The 12,882-nt window shown below is 46.2% G+C and carries 6 protein-coding genes, 2 tRNA genes and 3 rRNA genes; 1 reads left to right on the top strand and 10 read right to left on the bottom strand.

Translation table 11 applies throughout. The features are described 5' to 3' along the window. Positions 1-3 precede the first annotated feature (3 nt). The 8 genes from AAGR14_RS20710 to AAGR14_RS20745 form a co-directional block, all read right to left on the bottom strand. Positions 4-2,283, bottom strand: a complete 2,280-nt coding sequence (locus AAGR14_RS20710) for a xanthine dehydrogenase family protein molybdopterin-binding subunit (RefSeq protein ID WP_342646153.1) — start codon at positions 2,281-2,283, stop codon at positions 4-6. Beyond that, positions 2,280-3,275, bottom strand: a complete 996-nt coding sequence (locus AAGR14_RS20715) for a xanthine dehydrogenase family protein subunit M (protein ID WP_342646154.1) — start codon at positions 3,273-3,275, stop codon at positions 2,280-2,282. The genes AAGR14_RS20710 and AAGR14_RS20715 overlap by 4 nt, the downstream gene beginning before the upstream one ends. Further along, positions 3,268-3,813 carry a 2Fe-2S iron-sulfur cluster-binding protein gene (locus tag AAGR14_RS20720; RefSeq protein WP_342646155.1) on the bottom strand — a complete coding sequence of 182 codons (546 nt, stop codon included), beginning with the start codon at positions 3,811-3,813 and terminating at the stop codon, positions 3,268-3,270. Before AAGR14_RS20720 ends, AAGR14_RS20715 begins: the two co-directional genes overlap by 8 nt. Before the next feature lie 394 nt (positions 3,814-4,207). After that, a 5S ribosomal RNA gene (rrf, locus tag AAGR14_RS20725) occupies positions 4,208-4,319 on the bottom strand. 187 nt (positions 4,320-4,506) lie between these two features. Continuing rightward, positions 4,507-7,391 (bottom strand): 23S ribosomal RNA (locus tag AAGR14_RS20730). Positions 7,392-7,641: 250 nt separating this feature from the next. Then, a tRNA-Ala gene (locus AAGR14_RS20735) sits at positions 7,642-7,715 on the bottom strand. Between the two features lie 22 nt (positions 7,716-7,737). Further along, positions 7,738-7,812: transfer RNA gene (locus tag AAGR14_RS20740), tRNA-Ile, on the bottom strand. 212 nt (positions 7,813-8,024) lie between these two features. Next, a 16S ribosomal RNA gene (locus AAGR14_RS20745) occupies positions 8,025-9,543 on the bottom strand. Together the 16S, 23S and 5S rRNA genes with 2 tRNA genes alongside form the textbook arrangement of a ribosomal RNA operon. Positions 9,544-10,391: 848 nt before the next feature. Here AAGR14_RS20745 and AAGR14_RS20750 point away from each other — a divergent pair. After that, on the top strand, positions 10,392-11,804 hold the full coding sequence (locus AAGR14_RS20750; RefSeq protein WP_342646156.1) for an RNA methyltransferase: 1,413 nt from the start codon (positions 10,392-10,394) through the stop codon (positions 11,802-11,804). A 78-nt stretch (positions 11,805-11,882) separates the two neighbouring features. On the opposite strand, the gene AAGR14_RS20755 is transcribed toward AAGR14_RS20750, so the two are convergent. Both AAGR14_RS20755 and AAGR14_RS20760 read right to left on the bottom strand, forming a co-directional pair. Then, positions 11,883-12,254: a CoA-binding protein gene (locus AAGR14_RS20755; protein ID WP_342646157.1), complete on the bottom strand. Its 372-nt coding sequence runs from the start codon at positions 12,252-12,254 to the stop codon at positions 11,883-11,885. Further along, on the bottom strand, positions 12,244-12,723 hold the full coding sequence (locus AAGR14_RS20760; protein ID WP_342646158.1) for a DinB family protein: 480 nt from the start codon (positions 12,721-12,723) through the stop codon (positions 12,244-12,246). The genes AAGR14_RS20755 and AAGR14_RS20760 overlap by 11 nt, the downstream gene beginning before the upstream one ends. Positions 12,724-12,882: the final 159 nt, after the last annotated feature.

A 12,882-nucleotide genomic window follows, 5' to 3' on the forward strand; every position in this document is an offset into this window, starting at 1 on the left:
GTTTTATAACAGCTGATCTAATTGCATAGGCAAGTTTCTTAAACGCTTACCGGTGGCATGATAGATGGCATTTGACACAGCTGCGGCCACACCAACAATACCAATTTCGCCCAGTCCTTTTACACCAAGCGGGTTAACGATATCGTCGTGCTCTTCTACAAAAATCACATCAATATCTTTGATATCGGCATTCACCGGCACATGATATTCGGCTAAATTATGGTTCATAAAGCGGCCAAAATTGTTGTCCATTACGGTATCCTCGTGCAACGCCATACTTATTCCCCAAACTACACCACCTAAAATCTGGCTCCGGGAAGTTTTAGTGTTGATAATACGCCCTGCGGCTACGGCATCAACCACACGGGTAACATGCACAGTACCTAAGTCTTTATCTACTTTTACTTCAACAAATACTGCAGAATGTGTAAAACGCGAATATTTGTTTTGCTCGAGCATATTAGGCAACGAAGTAGTATCAGCTTCCAGATAGTTCATCTCACTTTTTTGCAGCACTTCGCTGAACGTAAGGTATTTTTGTGTGTCTGCTTTTAGCTGGATGCGGCTATCGCTAAAACTTACATCTTCTTCATTTACATCGCTAAAAGGCGAGTTCTCCAGCTTTTTCGACAACTTAAATAATTTAGTTTTTAAGTCATCACATACCAATTTAACAGCTGAGCCAACACTTGCCATTGTCCACGAGCCACCTTGTAACGGTGACATAGGCAACACGCTATCCCCTAATTTAAAGAGTACGTCCTCCATAGCTACACCTAAAACTTCAGCAGCTATCTGAGTCATGACGGTATAAGTACCTGTGCCAATATCGGCAGTAGCACAACCTACTGTCAGTTTGCCGTCGGCAGACAGCATAGCTTTAGCACGAGATGGCATCTGGTTAGCTTCCCAGCAACCAGTAGCTACGCCCCAACCTACCAGGTTATTCCCTTCAACAGTAGCACCCGCTTTTGGATTACGCTTGCTCCAGCCAAAGCGTTCCGCTCCCTGGCGATAACACTCGCGCAGTTCTTTGCTTGAAAAAGGCTTATCCAGGTTCTGGTCTTTTTCGGCATAATTCATCAGCCTAAACTCCAACGGATCAATACCTGCTTTAACAGCCATTTCGTCAATAGCAATTTCTAAGGCATACATTCCCGTTACGCCGCCGGGCGCGCGCATATCCAAAGGCGTAAATAAGTCGAGCGGAACTAACTGGTGATCTAACGTTACGTTATCGCACTGGTACATCTGCCCCGACCAGTTCACAATATTTTCGGTATACTCTTCGAACGTTGATGTTTCTGAAACGCACTGATTGATGATGGCCTGCAATTTGCCATCTGCTGATGCACCTAATGATATTTTTTGCAGTGTGGCCGGCCGGTGACCGAACGAAAACATTTGCTGACGCGTTAGCACTACTTTAACCGACCTTTTCAACTCTAATGAGGCCAACACCGCCATATATAACTGGTATTGCGGACGCAACCCGGAACCAAAGCCGCCACCCATAAAAGGTGAAATCACCCTGGCTTTGTCGTCTGACAGACCAAAAACACTTTTAATGTAACTTTGGCTGTTTAACACGCCTTGAGTTTTATCATAAATCGTCAGCCGGTCATCGTCTCCATAAATAACGGTTGAAGCAAACATTTCCATTGGGTTATGATGCTCATAGCCATGGTAATAATCTTCTTCAACAGTAATGGCTGAATCTTTTAATGCTTTTTCTGCATCACCGCGTGGCTTAGGTACAGGGAATCGATGCTTTTCGGGCTTTTTAGCTTTATCTAAATTTTGCTCCAACCCAACACTAAGTTCCTCTTTTACTTCATATTCGAAATGAACTAAAGTGGCAGCATAACGGGCCAATTCGAAAGTTTCGGCAACTACCAGCGCTATGGGTTGCTGGCTGAATAAAATTTCGTCACTCTGCAGCGGTCGGAAGGGTGAACCTCCGGGCGGCGCATCTTGGTCGCGATAACTACGGTCAAACCAAGCTAAGCCAGGCACGTTTAAATGAGTAAAAACCGTGAGCACTCCTTTTTGACTTAGCGCCTGCCGGGTGTTTACTGCTGTAATTTTACCTTTAGCTATCGGACTTGATATTACATAACCATGCAATATCCCCGTGCCCATGTTAAACTCGGCTGCGTACTTAGCATTGCCGGTTACCTTGGCACGGCCGTCTACCCGGCTAATAGGTTTACCTATATATTTACCGCCATCTCCGGGCTCGAGGTTTTCGGCGCTTACGCCCACCTTTTGTAATAAACTCATACTTGTTCCTCCAATCCGGCAGCTTCTGTAAGCGCTCTTACTATTGCCCGTTTTGCCAACTCAATTTTAAATGTATTATCGCCGTAGCCTTTGGCACCTTGCAGTATCATGTCGGCAGCCTTTTCAAAAGCTTCTTTACCGGCCAAACTACCGGCTAATAAAGTCTCCGCTTCCATACTTCGCCATGGCTTATGAGCAACGCCGCCCAAAGCCACCCGGGCTTCTACAATCTTGCCATCCTCTATCTTCAAGGCCGCGGCAACCGAAACCAGTGCAAAAGCGTAGGAAGCACGGTCGCGGATTTTAAGGTACTTGTAATGTGTTGTAAAATCTTCGGCAGGTAAATCAATTGAGGTAACAATATCACCAGCCTCTAAAGTATTATCTAACTCAGGTCTGTCTCCGGGCAAGCGATGAAAATCTGAAAACGGAATACTACGCTCGCCGTTTTTACCGGTGATATTTACCGTTGCGTTTAATGCGGCCAAAGCTACGCACATATCACTCGGATGTGTCGCGATACAAAGCTCGCTCGTACCTAAAATAGCCAAAATACGATTATAACCGCCTATAGCAGAACAGCCAGATCCGGGTTCACGCTTGTTACAAGGAGTGGCGGTATCATAAAAATAATAACACCGGGTTCGCTGCATTAAGTTGCCGCCATTGGTAGCCATATTACGCAACTGAGGCGATGCCCCCGCCAGTATAGCCTGCGACAATAAAGGATATCGTTTTTCTACCTCGCCGTTCCAGGCAGTGTCTGCGTTGGTAACCAAAGCCCCTAAACGCAAACCACCCGCAGGGTTGTTTTCTATAGTGTTAAAGGCTAAATGTGTAATGTCGATAATATGATCAGGACGCTCGACATTTTCTTTCATCAAATCGAGCAGGTTTGTACCACCCGCAATAAACTTCGGACTATCGTGCTCATCTAACTCGGCAATGGCAGCATCCGGATTGTTAACACTAACAAACGTAAATTTATTCATGACTTAACTCTCCCTTCGCTTGTTCTATAGCATCCAATATGTTAGTGTAAGCACCGCATCTGCAGATGTTACCGCTCATTAATTCACTTGTTTGCTCACGAGTATCTGCCTTACCTTCATTAATTAAGCCCACTGCCGAGCAAATTTGGCCTGGTGTACAGTAACCACATTGGTAAGCATCATGATCAACAAAGGCTTGCTGCATAGGATGTAGATTATCGCCTTTAGACAACCCTTCGATAGTGGTCACCTCACATCCTTGTTGCATTACCGCTAAAGTGAGGCAAGAATTAATTCGCTTTCCATCAATCAGCACTGTGCAAGCACCGCACTGTCCATGGTCACACCCTTTTTTTGTGCCTGTCAGTCCGATATATTCGCGCAAAGCATCAAGCAAACTCACCCAAGGTTCAATCTTTAAATGCACCTCCTGACCGTTTACCTTAAGACTGACAGTTTGAGCTGCATCAGGGTCTGGGACTGCATGAGACAGCGGCCAAGCATTGCCCTGCTGTATTTGATCAATAATTGTATTCATAAAGAATGTGTTTGGCTAATCTTTGAGATATAATACAAACAACATAGCCCGATAGATTAAGTTCTAATTAAGTATTGGGTAGATATAATTTAAATTGATTCTAGGTAGAGGTAGTTGAGTTGTAGCATCCAAGAATTGATGGAGACGATAACTCAGCTTGTCAGATCAACTGCTTAAAAACTGCCTGTATTAAAAAGATGTGGAGTTAAGATTTTGTAACTACTAAGAATATAGCAAGACGAGCCTGCGGCGGGAATAGCTTGAATGACCATTGCAAACTGCAGTTGAGGATTATTCCTGATGTTGTAATACCCTTCCCATCCCCGCTCCCAATCTTCCCCAAAACGCAAAAGCCCCTTGTCTACCAAAGACAAGGGGCTGATAAGCGAAAAGGATTGGGCGCCGACCTACTCTCCCACGTGTTACCGCAGTACCATCGGCTCAGGCGGGCTTAACTTCTCTGTTCGGAATGGGAAGAGGTGGACACCGCCGATATAGGCACCTGAATATTTTAATGTTGCTTTGGGTGGTTGGGTTATGGAGTTTTTCAACTATCTAACCATTCAACTACGGAACCAAGGTCAACAATGACATTGTATTGAAAGAAGTGATTGTTTGCGGGAAAACAACGGTGATTGTTGTTTTGATGGTTGGTGGTTTAACCGGAAAGGGTTAAACCACCGTTATCTGTTGTCGAAGAAAGCTTCGGGCAATTAGTATTACTCGGCTATGATGTCACCACCTTTACACCTGTAACCTATCAACGTGGTAGTCTACCACGACCCTCAATGGAAGTCTCATCTTGTGGCTAGTTTCGCACTTAGATGCTTTCAGCGCTTATCTATTCCAAGCGTAGCTACTCTGCAGTACAGCTGGCGCCATAACAGATTCACTAGAGGCTTGTCCAACCCGGTCCTCTCGTACTAAGGTCAGCCCCACTCAAACTTCCAACGCCCACAACAGATAGGGACCGAACTGTCTCGCGACGTTCTGAACCCAGCTCGCGTGCCACTTTAATCGGCGAACAGCCGAACCCTTGGGACCTTCTCCAGCCCCAGGATGTGACGAGCCGACATCGAGGTGCCAAACCTCCCCGTCGATATGAGCTCTTGGGGGAGATCAGCCTGTTATCCCCAGCGTACCTTTTATCCTTTGAGCGATGGCCCTTCCATGCAGAACCACCGGATCACTATATCCGTCTTTCGACCCTGCTCGGCTTGTCTGCCTCACAGTCAAGCAAGCTTATGCTATTGCACTCCACGTACGGTTACCAAGCGTACTGAGCTTACCTTTGAAAGCCTCCGTTACCTTTTTGGAGGCGACCACCCCAGTCAAACTACCCGCCAAACAATGTCCTCCGCTGTGCAGAGTTAGACACCAAATACAGAAAGGGCGGTATTTCAAGGTTGGCTCCATGAGTCCTGGCGAACCCACTTCGCTGCCTCCCGCCTATCCTACACATCCTGTATCCGATATCAATGTTAAGTTGTAGTGAAGGTGCATGGGGTCTTTCCGTCCCGTTGCGGGTAACCGGCGTCTTCACCGATACCACAATTTCACCGAGCTCATGGCTGAGACAGCGCCCAGATCGTTACACCATTCGTGCAGGTCGGAACTTACCCGACAAGGAATTTCGCTACCTTAGGACCGTTATAGTTACGGCCGCCGTTTACCGGGGCTTCGATTCAATGCTTCGCCTTGCGACTAACATCCCCTCTTAACCTTCCGGCACCGGGCAGGTGTCAGGCCTTATACGTCATCTTTCGATTTTGCAAAGCCATGTGTTTTTGTTAAACAGTCGCCTGGGCCTTTTCACTGCGGCTGCCATTGCTGACAGCGCCCCTTCTCCCGAAGTTACAGGGCCATTTTGCCGAGTTCCTTAGCCATGAATCACTCGAGCACCTTAGGATTCTCTCCTCGACTACCTGTGTCGGTTTACGGTACGGGTTTTGATAACCTGAAGCTTAGCAGGTTTTCTTGGAAGTCTGATTACCATCACTATCACGCCACCCGAAGGCTTTGTGTACTATCAGCTTTCAGCAAATCTGGCGTACTTTACTACCAAACCTATACCTACGGCCTTTAACGTTCTATTCCGTCAGAACGCGGATGTGTCACTACTCCGTCACTGCATCGCAGTTATCAAAAGTACGGGAATATTAACCCGTTGTCCATCGGAATCTCCACTCGGATTATCCTTAGGCCCCGACTAACCCTGATCCGATTAGCGTTGATCAGGAAACCTTAGTCTTTCGGTGGGCGGGTTTCTCTCCCGCCTTATCGTTACTTATGCCTACATTTGCTTTTCTACAATCTCCACATGCGCTTGTCGCGTCATGCTTCACTGACGGTAGAATGCTCCCCTACCAGTGTATATAAATATACAATCCATAGCTTCGGTATACTATTTAATGCCCGTTTATTATCCATGCCCGACCGCTCGACTAGTGAGCTGTTACGCACTCTTTAAATGAATGGCTGCTTCCAAGCCAACATCCTAGCTGTCTGTGCAGTCGGACCTCGTTAGTTCAACTTAATAGTAATTTGGGGACCTTAGCTGATGGTCTGGGTTCTTTCCCTCTCGGCCCTGGACCTTAGCACCCAGAGCCTCACTGCAGCGTATATTACTCAGCATTCGGAGTTTGTCTGGATTTGGTAGGATTTGACTCCCCCGCACCCAATCAGTAGCTCTACCTCTGTGTAACTTTACCGCCACGCTGTTCCTAAAAACATTTCGGGGAGTACGAGCTATTTCCCAGTTTGATTAGCCTTTCACCCCTACCCACAAATCATCCGGAAACTTTTCAACGTTTATCGGTTCGGTCCTCCAGTACCTGTTACGGCACCTTCAACCTGTCCATGGGTAGATCACAAGGTTTCGCGTCTACCTCCTCTGACTGCACGCCCTATTCAGACTCGCTTTCGCTTCGGCTTCGTGTCTTAAACACTTAACCTTGCCAGAGAAGAGTAACTCGTAGGCTCATTATGCAAAAGGCACGCCGTCACAGAACAAGTCTGCTCCGACCGCTTGTAAGCACACGGTTTCAGGTTCTATTTCACTCCCCTGTTCGGGGTTCTTTTCACCTTTCCCTCACGGTACTGGTTCACTATCGGTCTCTGGGTAGTATTTAGCCTTACCGGATGGTGCCGGCAGATTCCTACAGGGCGTCTCCGACCCCGCAGTACTCAGGATACTACTAGGTTATTTATTATTACGCGTACGCAGCTCTCATGCTCTATGGCGGGCCTTCCCATACCCTTCCGCTTCTGTTAAATATACCACATCGTAGTCCTACAACCCCCAACTTGCCGTAACAAATTGGGTTTGGGCTGTTTCCCTTTCGCTCGCCACTACTCAGGAAATCACTATTGTTTTCTCTTCCTCTGCTTACTTAGATGTTTCAGTTCAGCAGGTTTGCGCATTTATGCAATCCATCTTCAATGGATTAGGTTTCCCCATTCGGAAATCTGCGGATCAATTCATATTTGCTAATCCCCGCAGCTTATCGCAGCTTATCACGTCCTTCATCGCCTCCCAGAGCCAAGGCATCCCCCGTGTGCCCTTTCTTACTTTCTTCTATCTATACCGCTTTTGCTCGGTATGATATGTCTTTATGTTCGTTCGTTATTTGTATCGGGTATCAGGTAATTAGTATCAGGTATCAAAACTTGCATCCTGCTACTGCTACTTTATACTTGCTACTCCATACTTACAACGTCCTTCACTGTTGTTTTCTCGTTTACAATTACTTCTTCCAATATGTCAAAGAACTTTTGTTTTCATCTGTAGCGGAATCTCATATTCAATGATCCCTGTAGAAAACAGCGTGGAGAATAACGGATTCGAACCGTTGACCCCCTGCGTGCAAGGCAGGTGCTCTAGCCAGCTGAGCTAATTCCCCAAAAAGATGTCAACCCCTGTAGTAGTCCCGAGCAGATTTGAACTGCTGACCCCTACATTATCAGTGTAGTGCTCTAACCAAACTGAGCTACGAGACTTGGTGTTATTAATAACAGCCATCCCGCTTTCTCCTCTGTGTTGATTAGATAAAGCTTTCTGATATGGCTTCTTCTTCTGGGTTTTTCTTCCTCTTTTTCTTCTTTTACTTTAAGAATGACATGTGCGTAGCAGAATCCTTTACTTCCAGATTGCTTCCTTTTAGATCTCTTTCAGCCTTTAACGTTACTGGCCTTTATGGATACTGCTCCAGAAAGGAGGTATTCCAGCCGCACCTTCCGGTACGGCTACCTTGTTACGACTTAGCCCCAGTTACCGGTTTTACCCTAGGACGCTCCTTGCGGTTACATACTTCAGGTACCCCCAGCTTCCATGGCTTGACGGGCGGTGTGTACAAGGCCCGGGAACGTATTCACCGCGTCATTGCTGATACGCGATTACTAGCGAATCCAACTTCACGGGGTCGAGTTGCAGACCCCGATCCGAACTGTGAACAGCTTTTTGAGATTGGCATCCTGTTGCCAGGTAGCTGCCCTCTGTACTGCCCATTGTAGCACGTGTGTAGCCCCGGACGTAAGGGCCATGATGACTTGACGTCGTCCCCTCCTTCCTCTCTACTTGCGTAGGCAGTCTGTTTAGAGTCCCCACCTTAAATGCTGGCAACTAAACATAGGGGTTGCGCTCGTTGCGGGACTTAACCCAACACCTCACGGCACGAGCTGACGACAGCCATGCAGCACCTAGTTTCGTGTCCCGAAGGACTGATTCGTCTCTGAATCATTCACTAACTTTCAAGCCCGGGTAAGGTTCCTCGCGTATCATCGAATTAAACCACATGCTCCTCCGCTTGTGCGGGCCCCCGTCAATTCCTTTGAGTTTCACCCTTGCGGGCGTACTCCCCAGGTGGAATACTTAACGCTTTCGCTTAGACGCTGACCGTATATCGCCAACATCGAGTATTCATCGTTTAGGGCGTGGACTACCAGGGTATCTAATCCTGTTTGATCCCCACGCTTTCGTGCCTCAGTGTCAATCACACTTTAGTAAGCTGCCTTCGCAATCGGTGTTCTGTGACATATCTATGCATTTCACCGCTACTTGTCACATTCCGCCTACTTCAACTGTATTCAAGCCCATCAGTATCAAAGGCACTGCGATAGTTAAGCTACCGTCTTTCACCCCTGACTTAATAGGCCACCTACGCACCCTTTAAACCCAATAAATCCGGATAACGCTTGGATCCTCCGTATTACCGCGGCTGCTGGCACGGAGTTAGCCGATCCTTATTCTTACCGTACATTCAGCTCGATACTCGTATCAAGGTTTATTCCGGTACAAAAGCAGTTTACAACCCGTAGGGCCGTCTTCCTGCACGCGGCATGGCTGGTTCAGGCTTGCGCCCATTGACCAATATTCCTTACTGCTGCCTCCCGTAGGAGTCTGGTCCGTGTCTCAGTACCAGTGTGGGGGGTCATCCTCTCAGATCCCCTAGACATCGTCGCCTTGGTGGGCCGTTACCCCGCCAACTAGCTAATGTCCCGCATGCCCATCTTTATCCTATAAATATTTGATCAAACTATAATGCTATAACTTGATGTTATGCGGTGTTAATCTCTCTTTCGAGAGGCTATCCCCCTGATAAAGGTAGGTTACATACGTGTTACGCACCCGTGCGCCACTCTCATAAGCCCGAAAGCTTAATCCCGTCCGACTTGCATGTATTAGGCCTGCCGCTAGCGTTCATCCTGAGCCAGGATCAAACTCTCCATTGTAAAATGTTTTGTTTATGATCCAGACCCTATTACTCAAAATAGAAATCTGATTATTAATTGTATCTTTATACAGTATCCTAACCGTAACTAACTTCTGAGAAACTCTAAATGGTTTTCTTTTTCTTTCTTAGCAAAGATTAGTAGTTCCCTACCGCTCCCGCTACGCTACATGTTACTTCTTAAAAGAACTTTTCGCCTCGGTCTCTCACTCCGGCTTTATATCTGCTTACCACAACTGGTAAGTGACTTTCTAACTGTTTTCCCTATCTTCCGATTGGGAGTGCAAAGGTAATCATCTTTTCTACTTTAACAAAAAAAAGTTTTTCTTTTTTTTTGACCAGGTTTCGCTTGGTTTGCCAACCCCGTTTCGATTCAGTCTCGCCGGCTTAACGCCCTGCTTGCCTGATGATTACTTCCCGCTTTTCAATCTTCCCCGCTCATTGCGATTGGGAGTGCAAAGGTAAAAATAGTTTTCACTTTCTATGAAAAAAGTTCAATCTTTTTTTGAGGTTGTTTTTGAAGGCCGCTTTGCCGAACTTTCATGATTAAATATACTAATCACGTCTTAGTCTTTAAGCTTCGGCAAGTTCAGCTTTCGCTTTATTTACCTACCTCGTTCATTCCCGCTATCCTTTCAACTCACCCCCCCCCTTCCTTGCGATTGGGAGTGCAAAAGTAGCGTTTTTATCCTTCTTTGCAAAAACAACTTCGCTTTTTTCTTGTTATTGCGCGGTTTGGACTGATTAGCAGAGCGATAAAATTCCAGCCCCATCGCTCTGGGGTACATCGGAGGTTTATGTTACATGCCGTTTGGTTTATAAATAATTAGAAGCCTACCTTTGTGCGCTATGGCCAACCATACTTCTTTCCCAAAAGGCTTTATTCATTCATTACAAGACGTACCCGGTTTTGACGAGCAAGCTTTCGCTGCCGTTCATCAAAATACGATTACGCCTACATCTGTGCGTATTAACCCTCATAAACAGATTCAGTTAGCCAATACGCAACCGATTCCCTGGTGCCGTGATGCAGTTTACCTGCAGAGCCGGCCGTCTTTTACATTTGATCCGCTGTTTCACGCGGGTGCCTATTATGTGCAGGAAGCATCATCAATGTTTATTGATCATATTATGCGAACTATATATAATGCAGATGATAGCCCCTTTAAGGTGTTAGACTTGTGTGCCGCCCCCGGTGGAAAAAGCACTTTGATCAGTTCTGCCATTAGCCGGGATGACTTATTGGTATCCAACGAGATTATTAAAACGCGTGTACCCATCCTGACTGACAACTTAAACCGGTGGGGAAATTCAAACGTGATTGTCACCAACAACGACCCTAAATCGTTTGCCCGGCTCAAAAGCTTCTTTGACATTATTGTAGTTGATGCCCCGTGCTCGGGCTCAGGCATGTTCCGCAAAGACCCGGCGGCTATGGAAGAATGGTCTGAAGCCAATGTTGAACTTTGCCAGCAAAGGCAGGAACGTATTTTGGCCGACGTATATCCGGCCTTAACCGAGGATGGTTACTTAATATATTCTACTTGTTCTTATTCTTACGAAGAAGATGAGGCTGTATTGGATTGGTTATGTACCGAATTTGATTTTGAAAGCATACAAATCCCGCTCGAGTCGTCGTGGAATGTTGTGGAAAGCAGGTCGGCGCAACACAAAGCCTGGGGATACCGCTTTTACCCGGACAAAGTGAAAGGCGAAGGTTTGTTTGCAGCCTGTTTGCGTAAAAAGGAAAATACCGGAGAGTTGCCAAGCTATCGACCAAAAAATCAAAGCAAACCCAATTACAAAGAGATTGACTTACTGAAACCTTACATCAATCAACCGGGCGAGCAATACTTTTTTAAGCTGAATGATGACTGGCTGGCCATCGGCAAGCCACACCGGGAAAGCCTGGAAATATTGCAGCAATACTTATATCTAAAAAAATCGGGTGTACGATTGGGAAAATTAGCCGGTAAAGAATTAATACCTGACCACGAACTGGCATTAAGCCTCATCATCAACAAAAATGCTTTTATACAAACCGAACTTACTTACGACCAAGCCATCGCTTATTTGCGCAAAGACAACATTGAAGACCTCGACATTCAAGAAAAAGGCTGGAGCCTGATGACCTACCAGGGGTACGCCTTAGGCTGGGCCAAACTTTTACCCAACCGCATTAATAATTATTATCCTAAAGAGATAAGGATTTTGGCTCAAGCTCCAGCCCCTAAAGGGGGAGGTCCTGAGACGCAAGAATAAAAATACAAGCTATCCTACTTTTCAAAAGCTCCCCCTTTAGGAGGCCGGGGGGGGGGGCTTGGGCTGGAGGTTAGGATTTTAATATTCCCCCGTACTCAACATCACCAATGTACAAGCCGACAGCGTTTCGATACCACGCTCATTAGCTAAGCGGCGCAATTCGGCGTTTTCGGTACCCGGATTAAATATGATACGCTTAGGGTGGGTAGCTAAAATATAATCGTACAACGGCGGCTGATTTTGCGGCCCTACATATAAGGTGATGGTATCAATATCATCATGTACCTCTTCAGGTTTCTCGATAACGACACCGGCAACCTCACCCTTTTTTATACCCACATTTACAATGGGATGCCCGGTACGCACCAGGCGGTTGGCTGCCAAATAGGCATAACGGCTACTGTCGGGCGTTGCGCCTAATATTAAAGTTTTCTTTTCTCTAACTAACATGATTTATACGGTTTAATAAGGCTATTTGGCCGGTATGATAAATTTGATGTTCAATTAAGCCTTTGACCATCTCTTGATAAGTAGGTCTAGGCTCAAACACACCACGTGTATCATCAATTAAATTATTCCACTGATCGTTAGAAAAAGCTTGCAGCGCTTTAACCAAATTGCTGTTAGCCTCATCTAAATCTGTAACCAACGCATTCCAGTTTTGTTCAGATGCCTCACCCGGCTCAGGCCAGTCGCCCCTTGCAGGTTCTGCTGCTGTACTACCGTTTAAACGGCTGGTCACTTCTTCGGTCCAGGCCATCATGTGTAACACTAAATGAGCTATGGAATGCGCCGCACCTGGCAGCATAGCAAATGCGGCTGTCCAATTACATTCGGCTATCAGCGTATTAATGGGCTGCCCATACCAAGGTTTACCTACAAAAGTATTTTCTAATTGTTGCTGGAGTTGTTCTGCCACGGTCATATCATACAGCCGACAATTATAATACCACAAGCCTCGGTTGGCAGCAGATAAAGTATGAGTGAACACCCCTTTTACAAAAGCGATATAAATTTTTAATTTTATTTAAAATGTTTTGCCGGGCTGTTCGTCTGCCATAGTAACAAAACATTATAC

The organism is Mucilaginibacter sp. CSA2-8R (genome assembly GCF_038806765.1).
Lineage (GTDB): Bacteria > Bacteroidota > Bacteroidia > Sphingobacteriales > Sphingobacteriaceae > Mucilaginibacter.

What these genes read in the sequence shown, in the direction of transcription:
- AAGR14_RS20755 (WP_342646157.1), bottom strand. Translation starts at nt 12,254, where the DNA reads ATGTTAGTTAGAGAAAAGAAAACTTTAATATTAGGCGCAACGCCCGAC.
- AAGR14_RS20710 (WP_342646153.1), bottom strand. Translation starts at nt 2,283, where the DNA reads ATGAGTTTATTACAAAAGGTGGGCGTAAGCGCCGAAAACCTCGAGCCC.
- AAGR14_RS20715 (WP_342646154.1), bottom strand. Translation starts at nt 3,275, where the DNA reads ATGAATAAATTTACGTTTGTTAGTGTTAACAATCCGGATGCTGCCATT.
- AAGR14_RS20720 (WP_342646155.1), bottom strand. Translation starts at nt 3,813, where the DNA reads ATGAATACAATTATTGATCAAATACAGCAGGGCAATGCTTGGCCGCTG.
- AAGR14_RS20750 (WP_342646156.1), top strand. Translation starts at nt 10,392, where the DNA reads ATGGCCAACCATACTTCTTTCCCAAAAGGCTTTATTCATTCATTACAA.